Annotated in this window: 24 protein-coding genes; 10 read left to right on the forward strand and 14 right to left on the reverse strand. The window is 46.4% G+C overall.

Going from position 1 to position 21,132, the window contains the following annotated elements; genetic code table 11:
* The first annotated feature begins 8 nt into the window (after positions 1 to 8).
* The gene (locus GV030_RS12205; protein ID WP_255465365.1) at positions 9 to 1,226 is read left to right on the forward strand and encodes a DUF4105 domain-containing protein; all 1,218 of its coding nucleotides are present in this window, start codon (positions 9 to 11) and stop codon (positions 1,224 to 1,226) included.
* On the opposite strand, the gene GV030_RS12210 is transcribed toward GV030_RS12205, so the two are convergent.
* Genes GV030_RS12210 through GV030_RS12245 form a run of 8 tightly spaced genes read right to left on the reverse strand, consistent with a single transcriptional unit; the run spans position 1,207 to position 6,138 of the window.
* Positions 1,207 to 1,824: a LysE family transporter gene (locus GV030_RS12210; protein WP_159582593.1), complete on the reverse strand. Its 618-nt coding sequence runs from the start codon at positions 1,822 to 1,824 to the stop codon at positions 1,207 to 1,209. The two genes, GV030_RS12205 and GV030_RS12210, sit on opposite strands and share 20 nt — an antisense overlap.
* A complete protein-coding gene (locus GV030_RS12215) occupies positions 1,821 to 2,870 on the reverse strand; it encodes a hypothetical protein (protein WP_159582594.1) in 1,050 nt (349 codons plus the stop codon). Before GV030_RS12215 ends, GV030_RS12210 begins: the two co-directional genes overlap by 4 nt.
* Positions 2,870 to 3,379, reverse strand: coding sequence for a DinB family protein (locus GV030_RS12220; protein WP_159582595.1), 510 nt, complete (start codon positions 3,377 to 3,379; stop codon positions 2,870 to 2,872). Before GV030_RS12220 ends, GV030_RS12215 begins: the two co-directional genes overlap by 1 nt.
* Before the next feature lie 14 nt (positions 3,380 to 3,393).
* Positions 3,394 to 3,831 carry a YHS domain-containing (seleno)protein gene (locus GV030_RS12225; RefSeq protein ID WP_159582596.1) on the reverse strand — a complete coding sequence of 146 codons (438 nt, stop codon included), beginning with the start codon at positions 3,829 to 3,831 and terminating at the stop codon, positions 3,394 to 3,396.
* Between the two features lie 56 nt (positions 3,832 to 3,887).
* Positions 3,888 to 4,361 (reverse strand): regulatory protein RecX, encoded by a 474-nt coding sequence (locus GV030_RS12230; protein WP_159582597.1) that lies wholly within the window; start codon positions 4,359 to 4,361, stop codon positions 3,888 to 3,890.
* Positions 4,362 to 4,363: 2 nt separating this feature from the next.
* The gene (locus tag GV030_RS12235) at positions 4,364 to 4,837 is read right to left on the reverse strand and encodes a YcxB family protein (RefSeq protein ID WP_159582598.1); all 474 of its coding nucleotides are present in this window, start codon (positions 4,835 to 4,837) and stop codon (positions 4,364 to 4,366) included.
* A 2-nt stretch (positions 4,838 to 4,839) separates the two neighbouring features.
* Positions 4,840 to 5,700, reverse strand: a complete 861-nt coding sequence (gene nadC / locus GV030_RS12240) for a carboxylating nicotinate-nucleotide diphosphorylase (protein ID WP_159582599.1) — start codon at positions 5,698 to 5,700, stop codon at positions 4,840 to 4,842.
* Positions 5,701 to 5,751: 51 nt separating this feature from the next.
* Positions 5,752 to 6,138, reverse strand: coding sequence for a DUF4783 domain-containing protein (locus GV030_RS12245; protein ID WP_159582600.1), 387 nt, complete (start codon positions 6,136 to 6,138; stop codon positions 5,752 to 5,754).
* A 98-nt stretch (positions 6,139 to 6,236) separates the two neighbouring features.
* Here GV030_RS12245 and gpmI point away from each other — a divergent pair, with 98 nt between their 5' ends.
* The 3 genes from gpmI to GV030_RS12260 are packed head-to-tail and all read left to right on the forward strand — an operon-like array spanning position 6,237 to position 10,079.
* Positions 6,237 to 7,757, forward strand: coding sequence for a 2,3-bisphosphoglycerate-independent phosphoglycerate mutase (gene gpmI / locus GV030_RS12250; RefSeq protein WP_159582601.1), 1,521 nt, complete (start codon positions 6,237 to 6,239; stop codon positions 7,755 to 7,757).
* A gap of 1 nt (position 7,758) precedes the next feature.
* A complete protein-coding gene (locus tag GV030_RS12255) occupies positions 7,759 to 8,310 on the forward strand; it encodes a hypothetical protein (protein WP_159582602.1) in 552 nt (183 codons plus the stop codon).
* Positions 8,307 to 10,079 carry an ABC transporter ATP-binding protein gene (locus GV030_RS12260; RefSeq protein ID WP_159582603.1) on the forward strand — a complete coding sequence of 591 codons (1,773 nt, stop codon included), beginning with the start codon at positions 8,307 to 8,309 and terminating at the stop codon, positions 10,077 to 10,079. Before GV030_RS12255 ends, GV030_RS12260 begins: the two co-directional genes overlap by 4 nt.
* On the opposite strand, the gene corA is transcribed toward GV030_RS12260, so the two are convergent.
* Positions 10,076 to 11,191, reverse strand: coding sequence for a magnesium/cobalt transporter CorA (gene corA / locus GV030_RS12265; RefSeq protein ID WP_159582604.1), 1,116 nt, complete (start codon positions 11,189 to 11,191; stop codon positions 10,076 to 10,078). The two genes, GV030_RS12260 and corA, sit on opposite strands and share 4 nt — an antisense overlap.
* 376 nt (positions 11,192 to 11,567) lie before the next feature.
* Between corA and GV030_RS12270 the strand changes: the two genes are divergently transcribed.
* Entirely contained in the window at positions 11,568 to 12,572 is a 1,005-nt protein-coding gene (locus GV030_RS12270) for a TerC/Alx family metal homeostasis membrane protein (protein WP_159582605.1), read from the forward strand.
* 8 nt (positions 12,573 to 12,580) lie between these two features.
* On the opposite strand, the gene purE is transcribed toward GV030_RS12270, so the two are convergent.
* Together purE and GV030_RS12280 are read right to left on the reverse strand one after the other, a co-directional pair.
* Positions 12,581 to 13,102, reverse strand: a complete 522-nt coding sequence (gene purE, locus GV030_RS12275; protein ID WP_159582606.1) for a 5-(carboxyamino)imidazole ribonucleotide mutase — start codon at positions 13,100 to 13,102, stop codon at positions 12,581 to 12,583.
* Positions 13,099 to 14,238: a 5-(carboxyamino)imidazole ribonucleotide synthase gene (locus tag GV030_RS12280; RefSeq protein ID WP_159582607.1), complete on the reverse strand. Its 1,140-nt coding sequence runs from the start codon at positions 14,236 to 14,238 to the stop codon at positions 13,099 to 13,101. The genes purE and GV030_RS12280 overlap by 4 nt, the downstream gene beginning before the upstream one ends.
* Before the next feature lie 80 nt (positions 14,239 to 14,318).
* Here GV030_RS12280 and GV030_RS12285 point away from each other — a divergent pair, with 80 nt between their 5' ends.
* The 5 genes from GV030_RS12285 (at position 14,319) to GV030_RS12305 (ending at position 16,798) form a co-directional block, all read left to right on the forward strand.
* On the forward strand, positions 14,319 to 14,471 hold the full coding sequence (locus GV030_RS12285; protein WP_159582608.1) for a hypothetical protein: 153 nt from the start codon (positions 14,319 to 14,321) through the stop codon (positions 14,469 to 14,471).
* A gap of 176 nt (positions 14,472 to 14,647) precedes the next feature.
* On the forward strand, positions 14,648 to 15,100 hold the full coding sequence (locus GV030_RS12290) for a hypothetical protein (RefSeq protein ID WP_159582609.1): 453 nt from the start codon (positions 14,648 to 14,650) through the stop codon (positions 15,098 to 15,100).
* Positions 15,101 to 15,131: 31 nt separating this feature from the next.
* Positions 15,132 to 15,623, forward strand: coding sequence for an RNA polymerase sigma factor (locus GV030_RS12295; protein ID WP_159582610.1), 492 nt, complete (start codon positions 15,132 to 15,134; stop codon positions 15,621 to 15,623).
* Complete coding sequence (locus GV030_RS12300; RefSeq protein WP_159582611.1) at positions 15,607 to 16,242, forward strand: hypothetical protein; 636 nt, start codon at positions 15,607 to 15,609, stop codon at positions 16,240 to 16,242. Before GV030_RS12295 ends, GV030_RS12300 begins: the two co-directional genes overlap by 17 nt.
* A 145-nt stretch (positions 16,243 to 16,387) precedes the next feature.
* Entirely contained in the window at positions 16,388 to 16,798 is a 411-nt protein-coding gene (locus GV030_RS12305) for a DUF6326 family protein (RefSeq protein ID WP_159582612.1), read from the forward strand.
* Positions 16,799 to 16,858: 60 nt separating this feature from the next.
* Here GV030_RS12305 and GV030_RS12310 read toward each other — a convergent pair whose 3' ends face one another.
* From GV030_RS12310 to GV030_RS12320, 3 genes are read right to left on the reverse strand one after another with little or no spacing between them, the layout of a single operon-like run.
* Entirely contained in the window at positions 16,859 to 19,276 is a 2,418-nt protein-coding gene (locus tag GV030_RS12310) for a bifunctional UDP-N-acetylmuramoyl-tripeptide:D-alanyl-D-alanine ligase/alanine racemase (protein ID WP_159582613.1), read from the reverse strand.
* A gap of 3 nt (positions 19,277 to 19,279) precedes the next feature.
* Positions 19,280 to 20,131, reverse strand: coding sequence for a GNAT family N-acetyltransferase (locus tag GV030_RS12315; protein ID WP_159582614.1), 852 nt, complete (start codon positions 20,129 to 20,131; stop codon positions 19,280 to 19,282).
* A gap of 5 nt (positions 20,132 to 20,136) precedes the next feature.
* Positions 20,137 to 20,970, reverse strand: a complete 834-nt coding sequence (locus GV030_RS12320; RefSeq protein ID WP_159582615.1) for a universal stress protein — start codon at positions 20,968 to 20,970, stop codon at positions 20,137 to 20,139.
* Positions 20,971 to 21,132 lie beyond the last annotated feature (162 nt).

The raw sequence follows: 21,132 nt of genomic DNA on the forward strand, positions 1-21,132 counted from the left end.
TTAAACTTATGAATCATTCCCCGGATATGTATTGGAGACTCCTGGTTTTTTCCGTTCTAGTTTTGTTCTTTTTTAAAAGTGAGGGCCGGGAGGTAGAAGTATCCGACCAGGCAGAAATCAGCATCATGACCCTGGGCCCATACCAGGAAGAACTGTATTCGGCTTTTGGGCACAGCGCCATTCACTTTTCTGATCCTGAGCGCAACATCGACTGGGTATTCAACTATGGTGTTTTCGATTTCGATCAGGAGAATTTCTATTGGAATTTTGCCCGAGGCAGAATGCTCTACAAGCTGGGCCTTTCCAGGTATACTCCGTTCAAAAACCACTACGCAAGGGAAAACCGGTACATCATAGAGCAACGACTGAACCTCACTCTGGCTGAGAAACAGGCCATGGTGGATTTCCTTACCAACAACTACAAACCAGAAAACCGGGATTACTATTACAACTATGTATACGACAACTGTGCCACGAAGATGTATGATGTGCTGGTGGCGGTTTTTCCGAAGCAAATCACTTTCAATGCGGACTATGTGGAAGATGGAAAGACCATTCGGGACCTGATGGACGACTACCTGGGAGACCAGCCGTGGGGAGACTGGATCATCGATATTGGTCTGGGGATGCAGATTGATAAGGAAGCCACTCCCCGAGAATATATGTTTTTGCCCGATTATATAGAAGCCTCTTTGTCTACCGCTTCCCTCAGGAGGGATTCTCTGGAGGTGCCACTCGTCGGCGAAACGGTGAATGTGTATGTACCCACTCCGGAGGAGCAGCAGGAGAGCAAGTTTTTCACACCTTTCAATTTCTTCGTGCTTGTGTTTTTTGTAGTTGGCTTCATTACCAACAGAGATTTTAAGAAGGAGAAGCGCACCAAATGGTTAGATCCGGTGGTTTTCACGTTGGCAGGTTTGATTGGCTGGTGGCTGGTGTTTTTGTGGTGGGCCACCGAGCATCTTTCCAAAGACAATCTCAACCTACTTTGGGCCATTCCTCTTCATATTCCTTTTGCCTATTTATTGGGAGTCAGGAAACTTCAGCCATTTTTGAGCAAATACTTTCTGGTGGTTTCAGCTGGATATCTGATTTTGCTGGTGATCTGGTCAGCATTGCCTCAGCCACTTCATATGGCGCTCATTCCATTGATTCTGACCATGATGCTCAGAGGATTTTACATTCATTCAGACCTTCAGAAGCAGCTCAGAAAAGCCAATCGATAAAGTTGTACAATCCTAACAGGATGAAGATGATGCCTGGTAGCCGGTGTACCAGGAGCTGATTGTCGGCAATGTTGGTAAATCGGGCACCTAGCCGGTTGACCGTGAGCAGAAGGGCAAAAGTACCGATGGAGATGCCGCTGAGATACAGCCAGAAGTTCACACCAGACAATGAGATGAGTCGATGATTCTGGAGGTAGGCGGTAACCGCCAGCCAAAAGGGGATCGTTAGCGGATTCAGTACCCCGAGGATCACCCCGAGTTTAAAGCCATTGCGGCCTTTCGGCGTTGTGGTTTTGGAGAGCAGCGATTGACTATTCGTTTTGGTGAGGAGATTGGCAACACCCAGGGCCAGCATCGCCAGTGCTGTGATAATCTGGAAGTATTCTGTAAAGAAGGGTTTTTCACTCAGGAAAAGCTGAAGGCGGACAGTCACCCCAGCATAGATAAACTCTGTAATAGACGCAGCTAAAGCAAAGAAGAAAGCCGCACGTCGGTGGTTTTGCACCGAAAGCTGCATGCTGGTGATGTTGATGGTGCCGGGGGGAATGGACCCGAGATAGCTCACCACAAAGGCAATGATGAAGACCTGAGTACTCACAATGCGCTTTCTATTTTCCTGTTATACGCTCTGATCGTTTTCATTTTTTTCCAGCCTTGCGCAAATGTCCAATAGGGGATTCCCTTCTTGCGATTGGCGCGGCTTATTTCTGCCAAGGTAGACAAATGCCAAAATATAGCCCGATAGCCCTTCCATAGGGAGTAACCGGGCTGATAGATGTGTCCGGGTTCTGCGCCTGCGCCGTTCAGTTCCAGAATCATTATGTTTTTACCTTCTTCCAGATCACTCCACGAGGTACACCTCAGGTCAAATCGCCCAAAATGGAAGTCTTTGATGCCTTTGGCAATGGTGTTAAAAGTACTGTTGAGTTGACCCGTGATACGGTTATTGGCATTCAAAAAAGTGGTGCCCCGGCAGTGATTACCGATGCCTTCCACGGTGACTTTTTTACCCTTTTGAGGAATCTCCTCCAGCAACAACTGAAAGCGTGGATGATTTGTGTCAATTTGAAGCAAAGCCCGTGGGTTACTGTCCAGCAGTTGTTTCACGGTATGGTGGCCATCTCCCACCACTGACATGAAATCCTTTTCTACAATAGATGTGATGCGCCCCTCAGCGTTATTCGGATGTTTCACGAAGAATACCCCCAACTCTAATGGGAATGATACAAATGCTTGCATCAGTAAAGGTACCGGGCATTTGGCCAGGTATTTTTCCAGAGCTTGCTCATCATTGATTTTTTCCACGAGTTTGCCACGCTCCCCTATGTCCGGTTTGGCAATGAGCGGATAGCCAATTTGTTGGGCAAAGGTTTTAGCCGCGCTCTCATCTCCGGGTGCAATGAGCCGATAGGCTGGAAGGTACTTCTCGGGAATGAGGTCAAAAATGGCCGACTTACTTTCACCAAGCATTCCCCCAAAATCGATGCTCGGGTTGGCGGCTGTAAAAAAGAAGAGCGACTGGCATCTGAAGGCCAGCCAGGGGTAGTAAAAGTTCACTGGGAAATAGAGTACAGCGAATGGCCAAAATTCCCAATGAGTGACTTTATACCAGAGTGATTTTAATCGAGAGACCGTGCGATGCATCAGGTGTTTTGAGATTTTTGATAGCGCACCGTAGAACTGGCCACGCCAAAATGCTCAGGTATATCCACCTCCGGAAAGGCTTCTCTCAGGCCGATTTTAATCAACGCCATGTGGTGTATGGCATGTTCAATATTGTAAGCCAGTTCGCGAAAAAATGAGGTAGAGATGTCAATGGAATTTTCGACCTCAATGTCGTAGTTGGCCCTCATTGCTATAGGAAAATCCTTGTCTTGTTGTTGAAGAGTGTTCTGAAGTGCATTGGTCACACCCAGTGCCAACTTCACATCCGTTTGCAGGTACTGATCGTGCTTGCGGTCATCGTAGTCCAGGGAGCGTGTTAGTTGGGCATCCTGAAGGCATAGAAAAAACTCAAGCAAGTGACGCACATGCTGACCAATGGTGGCATTGCTCAGGGTAGAGATCGGTAGTACATACTGGTCACTGGTCATCTGGCGAACAATGTATTTGACCTGATCCAGCAGGTTGATAGCAGATTGATTAATAGGCATATGTTAAGTCTAAATTAATCAGAAACGTATTTGGTGTTCCAATTTTTGTTGGCTTTTTCCATCAGCGGCAATTCGTTTTGTTTCCATGGGATCAAGGTATTGTTACCCCGGAAGTTGTAAAAGAGATAGAGTTTACCGTCCGTAATTCTGAATGTTTCCGGGTCTATTTTCACTTTGTCTCCGGTCTCACCCATGGCATACGCACACCAGCCGCCATATTGGGGCACGTATTTTTCAGGTGTTAATTTAAAAATTTCCAGATTTTCTGAGGATGAAAAGTAATACCGGGCTCCCTCAAATTGATAGAAATATCCACTTTGACCGGCTGTGGGTTTGCCATTAAAATAACTCACAGGATCATATCCCTCCATGGCTACTCCTTGTTTGTCAAGGTTGAGATGGCCCTCCTGCATGAGGAAAACCAAAGTAATGAGGCTAAAAAATTTGATCATAGTGACTAGAACGCCGCATGCTGTGGAAGGATTAAATATAATGAAAGTGTAACGTCCTATTGTTGGCTAACCGACAATTGATTAACCGTCTCCATGACCAGATCTATTTCATAGCCCTTTCCGATCAGATAGGCCATGGTTTTTTGTTTTTTTGGCCAAAGCTCATCCATCAGACTGTTCCACTTTTTTCTGGCCAGATCCTCCAGAGTCTTTTGGTACCTGTCGGGGTCTATGTAGTTCATCCCTTCGGTGATCACCTCCTGAGACAAGCGGAAGCGATACAGCTCTTGCTGAATGCGGTTTTTCCCCCAATGGTTAAACTCAAACTTGTCATGGCAAAAGGCTTTGCAAAATCGCCGCTCATCTACGAAACGTTCCTCTGTGAGTTCTGCCAAAACCTCCTGCGCTTCGTCCTCACGTAGCTCCCAGGCCATGAGTTTTTCATATACCTGAAAGGGCGCACGCTCTTTGGAGGAGCAGAATTTGGCAGCTTTGGCTTTGGCCTGCTTGAGTAAAGCCCTGCGGTCCATGCCTATTTGATAAAACCTTTTCTTTTCAGAACGGTCTCAATGAACTTGATTTCATTTTCGTTGTTGAAAATCTTGAAAGGGAAATAGAGGAGTTGTGCCTTGCTCACAAACAACACGAAATGATCCTTGCCCTTCTTCACCCTTTTGATTTGCTCCCATTTCATGGGCATGCCCTGCTTGGGGTTGATTTTGAGAAGAATTTGCTGACTGGTGATTTCATACGACAGCTTTTGAAACATGAACTTGCCCTGCTCCAGTTGCGTGACACCAGCAAACTGGATCAACCAGAAAAGCAGATAAAGTACAAGGCCGATGGTCGCACCGATGATCCACCACCAGTTTGGAATCCACAGGTAGCCTGCACAGATGGCCAGGTAAATGAGCCCTACCCACCATTGCTCTTTCAATACTGAAACAAGGGCTGTTTTTATATAAGTGCCTGTGGCAAGTTGATATTTTTTGGTTCTTACAATCATAATTATTTTATCGCTTTTAAGCTGATGTCAAGACTTTTATAGGAATGAGTCAACGCACCCACTGAAATGAAATCCACCCCGGTTTCGGCAATATCTCCAATGTTTTTTTCATTAATACCTCCTGAGGCTTCTGTCTCCATCCGGCCTCTGATCATACCGATGGCCTCCCGAATGGCTGAGGGCAGCATGTTGTCCAGAAGCACTCGGTGAACGTGCCCCACCTCCAGCACCTGCTCCAGCTCCTCGAGGTTGCGTACCTCCACTTCTATTTTAAGGTCGAGGTTGTTGGCTTTCAGGTAGGCCACTGTTTCCGTGATGGCTTCCTTTACACCCCCAGCATAGTCTATGTGGTTATCTTTCAGCATCACCATATCGTACAGACCAAACCGATGGTTGACACCTCCACCTATTAATACTGCCCATTTTTCCGGCAGGCGAAAATTGGGAGTGGTTTTTCGGGTGTCCAGCAGGCGTGCTCGTGATCCTCTGATGAGCAGGTTCATTCGGTGGGTGTAGGTGGCTATGCCACTCATGCGCTGCAGGCAGTTGAGTACCAACCGTTCCGCACTGAGGATGGCCTGCGCCTTGCCCTCCACAGTAAACCCAATGTCCCCATTGCTTACAAAATCCCCATCTTTTTTCTTGAAATCGATCTTGATGGACTTGTCTACATAATGAAAGATGCGCTCAGCCAGGGTGAGGCCGGCAATGATCCCGTGATCCTTGATCAGGAGGCGGGCATGGCTCACCTGATTTTTAGGGATGCTCCCTAGAGAACTATGATCCCCATCACCAATGTCTTCAGACAAAGCCGTCTTGATGAAATACCGAATATTTTGCTCAGTGAGATAGGGTGCTGACATAAGACCGCAAAATTAGGAAAGCTGGCCCTTTCTGCGACTATTCAAAGCCAATTATTCGCGGCTAAAGTTGATGGTGTCTATTTTGAACTGATTTTTTACATTTTTCACTACCATCACCACACGATAACTGCCTTCCTCAAGCGAGTAGGTGCCGATGGTGTACTTCAGTCCCTCGGGTGAGGATCCTTGATGAATGTACTGAAACCCTTTCGGTGGGTTTTTGAGAAAAAAGTCCTTCAATACCACTTCAGCCTGGGCAATGCTATAGTTTGAGGCTTTGCCATCCACTTTGATCTCAATGTTGGTATTACAAAATTTGATCAACTCTTTCGAACTACCAGCTTTCATTGCCACAGCAATATTCGCCAGAATGTCTTCCTGAGTGGGGGTGAAGAATGTAAATAGAAGCGAGCTCAGTAAGAAGCCTATTTTTATCATACCCTAAAGTTATCGAAAATTATGCCACAATTAATTAATCCGTCAGGATTAGGCCAAATTGGTAGATTCCCTTGGCTTGTGGATATTATATTTGTGCCATGAATAAAAAAGTAATCCTGATTATACTAGACGGCTGGGGAATCGCTACAGATAAGAGTGTTTCGGCTGTTGACAAAGCCAAGACTCCTTTTATGGATAGTCTATATGGAAAATACGTAAACAGCACGCTGGAGGCTTCAGGCCTGGCTGTAGGTTTGCCAGAGGGGCAAATGGGTAACTCCGAAGTGGGACATATGAACATTGGTGCTGGTAGGGTGGTCTATCAGGACCTGGTGAAAATCAATAAAGCTGCCGAAGAAGGTACACTGGCCAAAGAGAAAGAGTTGGTGGCGGCTTTTGATTATGCTAAGAAAGAAGGAAAGAAAATACATTTTATAGGGTTGGTGTCTGACGGTGGAGTGCACTCGCACATCAACCACCTCAAAGGGCTCCTGACGGCAGCGGATGCCAATGGTTGCAAGGACGTATTGGTACATGCCTTTACGGATGGCCGGGACTGTGACCCCAAAAGTGGAAAAGGCTTCATGCAAGAGGTGCAAGAGCATATGACCAAAACTACTGGAAAGATCGCTTCCATCACTGGACGTTATTTTGCCATGGACCGTGACAAGAGATGGGAACGGGTGAAGCTGGCGTATGATGCCATGGTGAATGCCAAAGGGGAAGTGGAGACCGAAGATGTACTGTCGGCCATTCAGGCGTCATATGATGCGGGAGTGACGGATGAGTTTATCAAGCCGATTATTCATACAGAAAACGGTGCGCCTGTTGGACACATAGCGGATGGCGATGTGGTCATGTGCTTTAATTTCCGAACTGACAGAGGACGTGAGATTACCGAGGTATTGACTCAGAATGACCTGCCGGATCATGGCATGAAAACGCTGGACCTCTACTACCTCACCATGACAAACTATGACGATACTTTCAAAGGTGTCAAGGTGGTTTTTGATAAAGACAACCTGAAGCAGACGCTGGGCGAAGTGCTGGAAGCGCATGGAAAAAAGCAGATTCGAATTGCTGAAACAGAAAAATACCCTCACGTGACCTTCTTCTTTTCTGGAGGACGGGAAAAGGAATTTGTAGGCGAGACCAGGTTGCTCTGTCCATCCCCTAAGGTGGCCACGTACGATCTGCAGCCCGAAATGAGTGCCAATGATATCAAGGATAAAATCATTGTTGAGCTGAAGAAGGAGGAGGTAGATTTCGTTTGTTTGAACTTTGCCAACCCTGATATGGTAGGACACACGGGCGTTTTTGAGGCGGCTGTGAAAGCCTGCGAAACGGTGGACGCCTGTGCCAGTGAAGTAGTGGACGTGGCGCTTGCGCACGGGTATTCCAGTATCATTATCGCGGATCACGGCAATTCGGACATGATGATCAACCCGGACGGATCACCCAACACGGCACATACTACCAATCTGGTGCCTTTTATTTTGGTGGACAATGACTTCAAAGGCACCTTGAAGCCGGGCAAGCTGGGAGATCTGGCACCCACCATTCTGAAGTTGATGGGTGTGCCAAAACCTGCTGAAATGACCGGTGAGGAATTACTTTGATATGAGAAACTTCCTCCTTCCGGTACTAGTATTCATCCTGGCATTGGGCTGTGGTGAAAATCGCCAGTCTACGGTGACACTAAAGGTTTATTTTGATCTGGACTCCCTATTGGATCGGCAGGTGGCGCTGCTTTCTGAAAAAAAGGTGTTACTCAGCAAGGAAGTAGCCATGGATGATCAGAAGGAAACTCTGGAACTACAGCCTGGCAGTGCCGAGTGGGAGTCGGAGTTTGTGATCATCAGAGATTTCAATTTGAATAAATCATATTACGTGGGTGCCTATGGTACAGCTGCGAATGCTGACTATATTCAATACAAGCTGGAGGACGACATAGATGCCCCGGTGAAAGTCTTTGAGGTGTTCAAGGCCAACGGGCAGGTAGAGCGGATTGTGAGCAACTACTATGAAGACAAATCCATCTATCAGCACAGGAGAAACCTCGAGCTTACATTTGAAAACGGACAACTGAGCGCCTATCAGATCAGAGGGTTTCAAAAAATGATTCTCAAAGACACCATCCAGTATACCATCTCAGGAAAAATAACCGAATGAGCAAGGAAGAGAGGAAAAAGCTAAACCGCGAGGGCCTGAAAAACCTGAGCGGGATATTTAGCTACATGTGGCCCTACAAGGTGCCATTTATTACGGGTCTGGTGCTACTGGTGGTTTCCAGTAGTCTTTTCATGGTATTTCCATTTGTGGCCGGGAAGCTCATTGATATTGCGTCCGGGAAGCAGGAGTGGTTTATTCAGAATATTGGTACCGCAGCTTTGCTGTTGTTGGGCGTATTGCTCTTTCAAAGCATTGTTTCCTTTTTCCGGGTTTTTCTGTTTGCCATCGTGACCGAAAATGCCATGGCCAACATTCGCACGGACTTATATCAGCGGATGATGACCCTCCCCATGGCTTTTTTTGATCAGAACCGGGCAGGAGAGTTGGTGAGTAGGATCTCCAATGATGTGTCATTGTTGCAAAATACTTTTTCTGTCACCCTGGCCGAGCTCATCAGGCAGACCATTATTTTGATTGCCGGAATCGGACTGATTTTTTACACCACTCCGGCGCTGAGTATTTTTATGCTGGCTACTTTTCCGGTCATCGTGGTGTTGGCTTTTGTATTTGGAAAATTCATCCGAAAACTTTCTAAAAAAACACAGGATCAGCTGGCAGAAGCCAATGTGATCGTGGATGAAACCATCCAAAGTATCAGTTCGGTGAAATCATTTACTTCAGAGCTTTTTGAAATACTGAGATACCGAAAATCTATGGGCGGAGTAGTAAAAACCGCCCTGCGGGTAGCCAGGTACAGAGCTGCGTTTATCTCCTTTATCATATTCATGATCTTCGGGGGCATTGTGGCGGTGATGTGGTATGGCGCTACCTTGGTACAATCCGGCGATATGTCTGTGGGTGATTTGCTTTCTTTCGTGCTCTACACCACATTCATAGGGGCTTCCATTGCCGGGATTGGGGACTTGTTTGGCCAGGTGCAGAAGGCTGTGGGTGCATCAGAGCGTATTTTGGAAATACAAAATGAAGATCCGGAACAGGACTTATCTCAGCCCAAAAGCGAAGTGGATTTGCATGGAGATATCCAATTTAGGGAAGTGGCTTTCAGCTACCCTACTCGCCGGGAGCTACCGGTGCTCAAGGGAATCAACCTAAAGATCAAAGCAGGGGAGAAAATTGCCCTGGTAGGGCACAGTGGAGCGGGCAAGTCCACCATAGTGCAGCTACTCATGCGTTTTTACGGGGTTTCTGCAGGGGCCATTTCTATAGCAGGTAAAAATATCAACGAAATAGATTTAACGGCCCTGCGGGCACACATCGGGATTGTGCCTCAGGAGGTGATTCTTTTTGGGGGCACCATAGGGGAGAATATCCGATATGGTAAACCAGAGGCCACCCATCAGGAAATTACCGAGGCTGCCCAACAAGCGAATGCCCTGGAGTTTATCCAGTCTTTTCCGGAGGGTTTTGATACCCTGGTGGGAGAGCGTGGTGTCAAGCTGTCAGGTGGGCAGCGCCAGCGGATTGCCATAGCCCGGGCCGTACTGAAGAACCCTTCGATCCTTGTATTGGATGAGGCAACCAGTTCGTTGGACTCTGAGTCTGAGCATCTGGTGCAGCAGGCCCTGGATACCTTGATGAAAGACCGAACCACCATCATCATTGCGCACCGACTGGCCACCATTCGTGAAGTAGATAAGATATATGTTTTAGAAAATGGGCAGGTCATCGAATCAGGTACACACGCTGAGCTGCTCACCGAAAAGGGAGCCTACAAGAATTTTATAGACCTTCAACTCCTTCAAAACTAGAGCCAGCGCCTGCTCTTCATGTAGACGATCATCACAAGCGTGACCACACCTATCAGGCTATAGAAGCCCACAGGGTAGCTGATGGCCCAGCCCAGCTCTGGCATGTGCTCAAAGTTCATCCCGTATATCCCTGCGATGAAGGTGAGCGGAATAAAAATGGTGGCAATGATGGTCAGTACCTTCATTACCTCGTTCATTTTGATGCTGAGCTGAGAAAGATAAAGGTCCATTACACTGGTGAGGATTTCACGATAGGTGTCCAGGTTTTCTACCACCTGCACGGCATGGTCATACGTATCCCGGATGAACATCAACGTGTTGTCTGAGAAGTAGGAAGAGCTCCTGCTGGATAATGCATGCACCACATCGCGCACCGGATACATAAACCTGCGGAGTTGGATGAGGTCTTTTCTGAGCAGCTGAATGTCCTTTAGTTGAATGCGCTGAGGTCTACGCACCACGAAATTTTCCAATACCTCTATTCTGGCCCAAACCTGATCCAGGGTTTCATAGTAGTAGTCAATGATGATGTCCAACAGCATATAGGCCAGGTAATCAGCTCCACGCTTTCTGGCGCGGCCCTTTCCGTTTTTAAGCCTGCTTCGGATGTCATTGAATACATCACCGGGTTTTTCCTGGAAGCAGATTACAAAATTTTCGTGGATGACCAAACTGACCTGCTCAATATCGATCTTATTGAGGTTATCGAGGTGGTTGATCATTTTCAGAGAGATATAAAGGTGTTCGTCAAACTCCTCCACTTTGGGTCGCTGGTTAGTGTCCAGGATGTCTTCGAGGGTTAATGGGTGCAGTCCCATCATTTCTCCAATTTTTGAAATAATGTCTACATCGTGCAGGCCCTGTATGTTGATCCAGGTGACGGAGTTGGGGTTGTTGTACTGCTGGAGGTCGTTGACGTCCTCTATGTCTACTTCATCAATCCGCTCATCGGTGTAGTCGATCACGTGGATATTCACATGATCGGTGTGTACTTTTCCTGTGTAAATAAGACTACCTGGAGCCAGTCCTGTTTTGGGTCTTTTTCGGCTGAAAGAGATAGGGCTGTATTTGATAGGGTTTAATTTCTTCAGGTCGTTGAAAGGGTTGTTCATGCAAAAACTTCTTCGGTCTCAGGAATACTTTTTTTAGGTAGGTCATCAGGCAGACAGATTCCCGGAGGCAAATCTATATCAGGCGGGAGACTTACTGGCAGGCCACCCTCATCATCTCCATCCGAATCGTTGTTTTTGTTATGATTGTTTTTCCAAAAAATGAAAACCAACAATACACAATATAGAAGTATACAAAGGACAATGTCTATTATCATACCTACAGAGGCTTCATTGAACGAGTATTTTATATAAGTTAACTAAAAAACGAGGACAACGATACTTTGTTAACGAGATTGTGCCTTATTGCGCAATATTTACTTACTTTGTGAAACCAAAATCCAGCTTTGGGGCGCCCTAAAATATTATATCGTGACTTATGCTGTTAACCTTATTCTCTGGTGAAAATGAAGGCCTGCTCTTTGGAGTATTTGGCGTCATAATCATCTTGTTCCTCTTGGTGGATTTGGGATTTTTCCACAAGGCACATCAAAAAGTAACACAACGTGAAGCCCTGCTACAGAGTTTGTTCTGGGTGGCTGTTTCGGTGTGTTATGGCATGGTGATCTACTTCTACGGTGAAGGCCCTACAGCCTCGTTTGAGTTTTTCTCGGCGTACGTTACCGAAAAAGCCCTTTCTATTGACAATATCTTCGTGATATTGCTCATCCTCCGGTATTTCAATGTGAAGGAAGAATATTATCACAATATTCTTTTTTGGGGGATACTGGGAGCCATTGTATTTCGGGCCATTTTCATATTCGTGGGGGCATTCCTCATCGCACAGTTCCACTGGATACTTTACATCTTCGGAGCATTCCTGATCTACTCAGGGGTGAAGATCTTCAGCGAAGAAGGGGATATGGAAATAGAACCTGAGAAAAATCCCGTTATGAAATGGGCTAAGAAAATATTTCCATTCACTACCAACACTGCGGATGGAAAGTTCTGGGTCAAAGAAAATGGGAAAAGGCTTTTCACGCCATTGTTTTTGGTGATCATCCTTATTGAGTCTACGGATTTGATTTTCGCGGTGGACTCAATACCTGCGGCATTTGCGATTTCGCAAAATGAATTTGTGATCTATACTTCCAACATCTTTGCAGTAATGGGGCTGAGGGCGATGTTTTTCCTTCTAGCGAACGTACTGGACAAGTTCTATCTACTTCAAAAAGGCCTCTCGGTCGTTTTGATCTTCATAGGAGCCAAAATGATGCTGGAGATGGAGATTTTGCAAGATGCCCTGGGTACGATTTTCGGGGTGGAGCATATCACCATTCCTATCTTCCTGTCCTTTGGAGTAATTATCTTCTTACTGTTTGCTTCCATCGTACTGTCTCTGATCTTCCCTAAGAAGCCGGAGTTGGTAGAGAGCGAGCACTAAGCAGGCCTTTAGAATCCAATCTTATTTGATTTCCAGCCTCTGGCTTCCAGGGTCTGGGCAGATTCGAGTACTTTCTCTTTGAGTGAGCGCTTGTAGTCTGCGAGTTTTTTAGATACCTCCGGGACAAAAGCTCCAATGATTTCTGCGGCCAGGATACCGGCGTTTTTGGCACCATCCAGTGCTACGGTGGCTACCGGAATGCCGCCAGGCATTTGCAGGATGGAGAGTACCGAGTCCCAGCCATCTATGGAATTCCTGGATTTTACAGGCACGCCTATTACCGGCAGGGTGGTAAGTGATGCCACCATGCCAGGCAGATGTGCGGCGCCTCCGGCGCCAGCCACGATCACTTTCAGTCCACGGGCGGCGGCATTTTCGGCATACTCCAGCATGCGGTGTGGCGTACGATGTGCCGAGACAATGGTCACTTCTACCTCGATACCCAGTTCTTCCAATATTTCTGCGGCCTCAGACATGACCGGAAGGTCTGACTGACTGCCCATGATGATGCCTACCTGTGGATTGCTCATGCTTTTACTTTTAAAATTTCTTTTACCTGAAGGGCTTTCTCCTTTAAAGTTATGGTGTTTTCGTCTGTGATGGTAATGTGTCCCATTTTGCGGAAGGGCTTGGTGATCTTTTTCCCGTACAGGTGCAGGTGAACACCCGGTATAGCCATCAGTTCATGCAAGCCCTCGTAGCGTGCAGCACCGGTGTAGTCATCTTCACCCAGTACATTCACCATGGCCGCAGGTTTGATCAGGTCTGTGGCACCCAGGGGGAGGTCCAAAATAGCTCTGAGGTGTTGCTCAAACTGTGAGGTGATGTTCGCTTCAATGGTATGGTGCCCGCTGTTGTGCGTACGTGGAGCGATCTCATTCACCAGGAGCTGATCGTCTTGGGTGAGAAACATCTCCACCGCTAGCAGCCCTACCATGTCTAGTTTGGTGATCACGTCTTCGGCCAGCTGCTGAGCTTCTGCTTCTATGGCTGCGGACACTTCTGCCGGGGCGAATAAAAACTCCACCAGATTGGCTTGTGGGTGAAAGACCAACTCCACTAATGGAAAGCACTTTACCTCACCCGAAGCGCTCCGGGCCACGATTACACTCAGCTCCTTTTTGAAGTCAATAAGCTTCTCCAGTAGCGAGGGTGCTTCGAAAGCTTTGTCAAGGTCCTTTTCGCTTCGGAGTACTTGTACCCCACGGCCGTCATAACCGCCTTTGCCCAGTTTATTCACCGCGGGAAGGAAATCTCTGTGCTGAGCCACTTCGGCTTTGTTTTCTGTCAGGATGAAATCTGCCGTGGGAATCCTGTTGGCTTTATAAAAGGTTTTTTGCTTGCGCTTGTCCTGAATCAGTTCGATGATTTCGGGCTGAGGAAAAACTTTTTTGCCCTGAGCTTGCAGCGCCTTGAGAGCGTCTGTATTCACGGCCTCTATTTCGATGGTGATGAGGTCCATTTGCTTTCCAAACGCCATCACGGCATCATAATCCTGCAGGTCACCCTGCACGAAGCTATGGGCGATTTTGGCACAAGGAGCGCTGGGGTCAGGGTCGATCATATGGATCTCCAGGTTGAAATCTGTGGCTGACTGGAGCATCATTCGGCCCAGCTGGCCGCCACCCAAAACACCGATTCTGAGGTCTGTTATGTCTCGCTTCATGCCGCAAAGATGTGAAGATTTTGCTTTAAATTCCGTGAAGGAGGAAACCGGATCATACAATGGTGGGTTTTAAAAAGCATATGGATAAGGAAAAGGAAGAGAAAGCTAAAAAACGACTTGAGGAGCTGAAGAAGAAGGCTCAGCAGGAAGAGGAAAATTCGGAGCACAAGGAGGTGGACAAAGAGGAGGTACCTCGCGAAGCTTTCAGAAAGAATCTTGGCTGTGGGGGGTGAGCTTACCTAGCTGCTCCTCAAGTATAATCCTTGGACATGACTCTGGTCCTTGAATTCATTATAGCTTACTCCTATATCCTGTTAGTAAGCCCTCTAGAGTGTATGAATTAAAAAAATATTCCAACAGGGTGTAATAATCTTAGACTTCAGCCACTAAACAAGAAAAGATTAAAATTATGCTGTTAAAGGACGCACTTAACCATTTCAGAAATCTGGAATCTGAAGCGACGAAAAAATCTGAAGTCAGGATTTACCAGAAGTTTATCCAAGTTTTAACCCGTTTGGAAGACAGAGACATGTCAGATGACGAAGTTCAATCCATCGAGGAGGCGCTTGATGCCTTTGACCTGAACTCAACCACCACGCACTCTAATAGACATTGGAATAAAGTATTCAGGCAGTTTGAGCAATTTTTGAAAGATACTTTTTCGCTGACAACCAAAGGATACTACACTCGTCTGGGCATGGGGTTAGGAGCATCATTTGGAATTGTCTTTGGAGTAGTCTTTTTTTCGGATTTAGAGCGATCTCTGGGGATTTCATCCGGTATTTCCATAGGGATGGTAATCGGCCTGATCATAGGGCGTACCCTGGATTCCCGAGCGATGGCTTCAGGTAGGGTGATTTAATACATCGTACATTAGCCACCAAATCAGCAGAGTGAGCAACGACTTTTACACCTCATCGATTTTGCCTTATGCCGCCATGATCATCAAGATCTGCCGGGCCTATACCAATACACAAGAAGATTTCGAAGATTACTACCAGGAGGTGTGCCTGCAAATCTGGAAAAGCAGAAACAACTTTCGTGGGCAATCCGAATGGTCTACATGGGTCTATAGACTATCGCTGAATGTAAGTATGACATTGCTGAAGAAGCAGAAAAACAATCGTCAACATTTAGATTCAGGCTATTTGCCATCAGAAGTATCCGATGAACCCCGGGCTTTTACAGAGGATGCTCTGGAACAGCTATATAGTGCCATCCGGCAGCTATCTGAAGTGGACAGGGGGGTGATCTTGCTCTATCTGGAGGAAAAGTCCTATCAGGAAATCGCAGAGATCATTGGTACCAACCCCAATAACATTGGGGTTCGCGTTAAACGAATCAAAGAACGGCTAAAAAAATTATTAGATGGAAAGATCAATTGAAGCCATGTGGAAAGAAGGTTTTTTACAAAACGGAGCATTAATAGCCCCCAGAGTGAATGACATCTACAATAGGAAGTCAATGCACATTATCGAAAAATTCGAAAGGATGTTCCTGATGAACATTTGGGGAATCATTATAGGCTCTTTATTGCTGCTGATCGGTTCCTATTTTGTAGGAGCCTTGCTGGCTGGCAGTCTGGTGTTTATCATGATGTCATACGTGGCCTATACAGCCTATCACGAGCTGAAGGCCTTAGAAAGGATAGATAAGGGGCAAAGCAGTTACGCTTTTTTGAAATCCTTTAAAAATTGGATTTCGAACAACATCGAACGCTATGGAAAAATGTACAAAGTAGTATACCCCCTCTTCATCCTTGCTTTCTACTTTGGGATTTGGTTCTCTGATGTATTTGCCGACAAGCGGCAAATGGTTGCAGAAAACTCAAACAATGTTTTCTTTGGCCTTCATACCTATACCACTATTGTCGTTATCATTATGGCCCTCTTGATGAGCCTTTTTAGTAAGCAGATTCATAGGAGAGATGTAAAAATTGTCTACGGACGAATTATAAAGAAACTGGATTTAGCACTTGCAGAAATGGAAGAATTGAGGGATTGAATTGCAATCGTGCGGTGGGGGTTGTTTCGATGAGAGAGGATTCTGAGTTTTGATTGTTGCATTCTATTAGCACTTCACTACTTTACCCTAAGCAACCCTTTTCCGAATTTCAACATCTACATGAAGGAATTCATACTAAAATAGAATGTTAGACAACCCAAGAGTAAACATCAAAATAAAACTTTCAGCACTGTGGACCTCAGTAGTGTTTTGCTACTTATATGGTGACTATTTTGAACTATATGTGCCAGAAAAAGTGGATAGCCTCATAACTGGAGTCAACGTATTAGATAGCCCGTCCAAATTGTTAATTGCCTCAATCATCCTGGCAATTCCTTCTCTTATGGTTGCATTGTCTATTCTACTGAACCCGAGAGTGAATAGGTTTTTGAATGTTTTTTTCGGAATCTTATTTACACTCATGATGTTATTAATAGGTGTTAATTCATTAACCCCGTGGTACAGCTTTTACGCCTTTCTTGCCTTTCTGGAAAGTTTAATCACCATTTTAATTGTTTGGTTCGCCTGGAAATGGCCAAGGGAGGCAGTAGACTGAATTGGAAAATGATTCTCAAATAAAAAGGTCAATAAAGCCGGCACTTAGACCTTAAAAACCTCACTCACTCACGAACACCCTTTTCACCCGCTGACTGACATTGGTCAAGATTTCATAGGGGATGGTCTGTGCCCATTGGGCCAGTTCCCGGATGTTAGGTTGCGCTCCAAAGATGATCACCTCATCGCCCTCCCTGGCGTCCAGACCGGTCACATCTATCATGGTCATGTCCATGCAGATATTGCCAATAGTCGGCGCTTTTTGCCCGTTTACCATCACGTAGGCATTGCCATTGCCGAATAACCGACTGTAACCATCCGCATAGCCGATGGCTATGATAGCGATGCTTCCCTCGCGATCGGCTCTGCCCATTCGGGAATAGCCGATGCTATCACCTTCTTTGACGGGCTTGATCTGCGAGATTTTGGTTTTAAGTGTACTGATTGGCTTTAACTGATTGGTAGTGCCTGAGCTGTCAAACCCATAAAGGCCGATGCCCAGCCGGACCATGTCAAACTGAAATGCAGGCCAGCGCATAATGCCCGCGGAGTTGAGGGCATGTTTGATAGGGGAGTAGCCCAGGGCCTCAGCCAGTTTTTCATAGGCTTGATCAAACGTGGCTGCCTGTTTTCGTGTAAAATCGTCTTCATCCGCAGCATCGGAGCTGGAGAAGTGTGTGAAAATGCCCGATACTTTCAGTTGTGGATTTTGATGGAGTATGGTCATCAGGGCATCCAGATCCTCTGACCGGAAGCCCAGACGGTTCATTCCGGTTTCTATCTTCAGGTGGACGGGTGGCGGGTTGTCCGTCACCTCCAGAAAATAACGGAGCATGGAAAGGCTATAGATTTCGGGTTCCAGATGAAAAGTTTCCAGAAGGTCAAAGCTGCTCCAATCCACATTCATGATCATGATGGGAAGTGTGATGCCTTTGCGCCTTAGTGTCACCGCCTCATCCAGGTAGGCCACCCCCAGATAATCCACCTTGTGATATTGTAGCAGGTGTGCGATTTCCTCCACACCCACCCCATAGGCAAAAGCTTTCACCATCACCATCAGTTTCACTTGAGGTTTCAGCTGCTGGCGGTACACTTTTAGGTTATGAGTAATGGCCTCATAGTTTACCTCCAGGATAGTGCCATGATTCTTTTCTTCCAGAAAATGAACCACCCGCTCCAGTTCAAAATCGCGGGCACCCTTCACCAGAATGGTTTCATTGGTGAAGGCAGGAGCACTCCTGAGAAAATCATGGGTACTGAGGTACCCCTCGAACGGCATGGAGAAGGCCGCCTGGTTTTGCACTATGTCTGGGCCTATGCCTATCAGGTGATCGATGCTGTGCTTTTCCAAAAGGGCATTGATGTCACTATAGAGCACCTTGGGGTCTTTGCCAGACTGCAGCATGTCCGAAAGGATGACAGTTTTACGTTGCTTCTGAGGTTGCTGGCGGAGGTAGTCCAGTGCGATACTCAGGCCCATAAAATCATTGTTGTAACTGTCGTCCAGTATGTGAGTGTTGTTATTGCCCCGCTTCAGCTCCAGTCGCATAGGCACGGGCTTCAGCTTGTTGACCGCTTGTTGAATGTGAGTGTTGGATTCGCCAAGGACCAATGCCGCAGTGATGGCATGGAAAATGTTTTCCAGATCGAATGGGTTGCTAAAAGGGATGCTGAAAGTCGACTGCTGTCCCTGGTAATGGAAATTGAAATACGATCCCGAGGGAACGATGTTGATACTGGCTTCGGGCTGGCTGATTCCCCAGGTGATCAGCGTCGCTTTCAGATTTCCAAGCTGCCTTACGATGGAGGTATGGTCCAGCCGGCAGATAAGTTTTTCACAGTGGGCAAAAAGCAAAGCCTTCTCTGCAATTTTGGCTTCCGGGCTTTCAAACCCGGAGGCATGGGCATTCCCGATGTTGGTGAAAATCCCCAGCGTGGGTTGAATGATTCTTTCCAGGGCTTCCATTTCTCCTGTCCTGGATACTCCGGCTTCAAATACCGCTACCTGGTGGGTCTTTTCCAGGTTCCATACGGACATGGGTACTCCAAGCTGTGAATTGTAGCTTTTTGGGCTTTTGATGACATTCCACTGTTGTTCCAGTATGGTTGCGAGCCATTCTTTCACGATTGTTTTGCCATTGCTCCCTGTGATCCCCACCACGGGGAGGTCAAACTGTTTCCTGTGATAGGTGGCCAGGTTTTGGAGTGCCACTAATGTGTCACTGACCAACAGAAAAGCGGCTTCCGGATAGTCCCTGGGGTTGATCCGTTTGGAGATAAGAAAGCTTCTGATGCCTAGCTGGTAGAGTGAGGGGATATAATCATGCCCGTCGTGATGGGTGCCCGGCAGTGCGATGAATAGCTCGTGGGTGCTGCTGGAGGCTTTTCGTGAGTCATATACAAGTGTATCCACCTCAAAGTCGTGGGATGGGTTAATGAATTCGGCGGAGAGAATGGAAGCAACCTCACTTATCAGCATGCCCTAAATTATCAATTCCAATTCAAATTGGTTCAATTCATTGTGAAAACCCATGGCTTTCAGTGCTTCTATGGTGGGGTGCTCATCCTCAGGGATATTCATCACGGTGAGGTTTGGGTCACTGGAGAGCAGCAGCGCGTTTTTCATAAGCGCGGATGCCACACCCCGTTGGCGAAAATCTTCATGTACCGCCACCTGACTTATTCGCCCATTTTGAGGTTGAAAGACGAGATGGCCTGCCAGGGTTTCACTCACCCAGGCTTCTATGATGATTTCATTGGCCAGGTTATGAGGAAGCTGATTGGTACTATCGAGAAAGGAGGGCTGAAAACTAATGTGCTCCTGATAGACAGATTTGAACTGATCAGATTTTTTCACTTTTATGTGCGGATCTGGGTCCGGGAGTTCTCCCTTCAGGCTAAAACATCTGAGAACCCGGGTGAATTGAAATCCCAATGATTCATAAAACTGTGTGGCTTTTGTGTTTTGTTCCACCACCTCCAGCAGTACTCTGGAGATGGTGCCCTGATCCCTCATGCGACCAAGAAGTATTTCATAGAGCCGTGTGGCAATCTGGCTTCTTTGATGCGAGGGAATAACCCCAGTACCCCCATTGTAGGCGGTTACTTTTCCCTGGTAGTCATTGACCGTGTGCAGCATGAAGCCTACCACCTCATCCTCATGCCAGGCCATCATGCTTAGCTCAGGAGAAAGGTGAAGTTTATTGAAAATGCGATTTCTAAACTGCTCCAGAGGAGGCTGAAATGTCACAAAGTATTCTGAAAAGGCTCCTATAAATGCCTGATGCAGCTTGATAAAGTGGGACTCATCAAAATCCCTGAACTCATAACTCATAAAGGCTATTCGTGAAAGCTAAGCAAGGGTATGTCCGCATCAATGGCAATGTTTTTGGTCACAGAACTTCGGAAAATCCGCTCAAAGAATGACCTGTGCCGGGGGATCATGGCTAACAAATCCAGCTCATGGAATGCCGCGAATTTAACAATCCCCTCTTTGATAGAATCTGCCTGTACAGTGCGCGCAGAGCAGTTGACATCTTTAAATCGCTCGGAAATTTCACGCATCAGTTTTTGATCCATGGCGGTGAGTTTTTCCGGGTCTTCCACTATGGAGAAAATCAGTACGCTGGCATCAAAGTGACGGGCGAGTGTACCGATGAGCTTTAGTTTTTCAAAGTTTTTCACCTCTGAGAGGTCGGAGGCAAAACCAATTTTCTTCAGCTTGAACGTTTTTACATTCTCAGGGATGACAATGACCGGAACTTTGGACGATTCGATGATGTCTGTGGCCCTGGTGCCAATGAGGTGTTCTATTTTATCATGATGCGCCCTGGTACCCATTACGATCAGGTCAATGTTTTTTCGCTCAGATTCTGAATAAATGGCATCAGTGAGATAAGAAATGAAGCGATCAGCTTCGTGGGGCACGTCGTTGAGCTCTATGATCTCAGATTCCAACTCTTCAAAACTCTCTTTTACCTGATTTTCATAATCAGCCATAATAGAGTCCATCAGAGACCCTCCAATAAAATCCGGATGTGGATGATGTACATGCACCGCATTGACCATGTGTATTTTGGCCCCGAAATCTTTGGCCAGACCGATGGCAATTTTCAGTGCATTTTTGGAACATTCTGAGAAATCTATAGGGACGAGTATGTTCTTGATTTTCATAATTTTAGGGGGAAAGGTTGATGATCAATAAATCTAGTGGCTCCGGCACAATAACCCAAAATATTGGATGAGTAAGTTCAGGCGCCTCTATATTCAATAACGTAACCGAAATTCACATGTTTTGTCTGCTTATTTTTTACATAATCCCAAGATTATTAACTT

Origin of the sequence: Marinoscillum sp. 108 (genome assembly GCF_902506655.1) — a bacterium.
Taxonomy (GTDB): Bacteria; Bacteroidota; Bacteroidia; order Cytophagales; family Cyclobacteriaceae; genus Marinoscillum; species Marinoscillum luteum.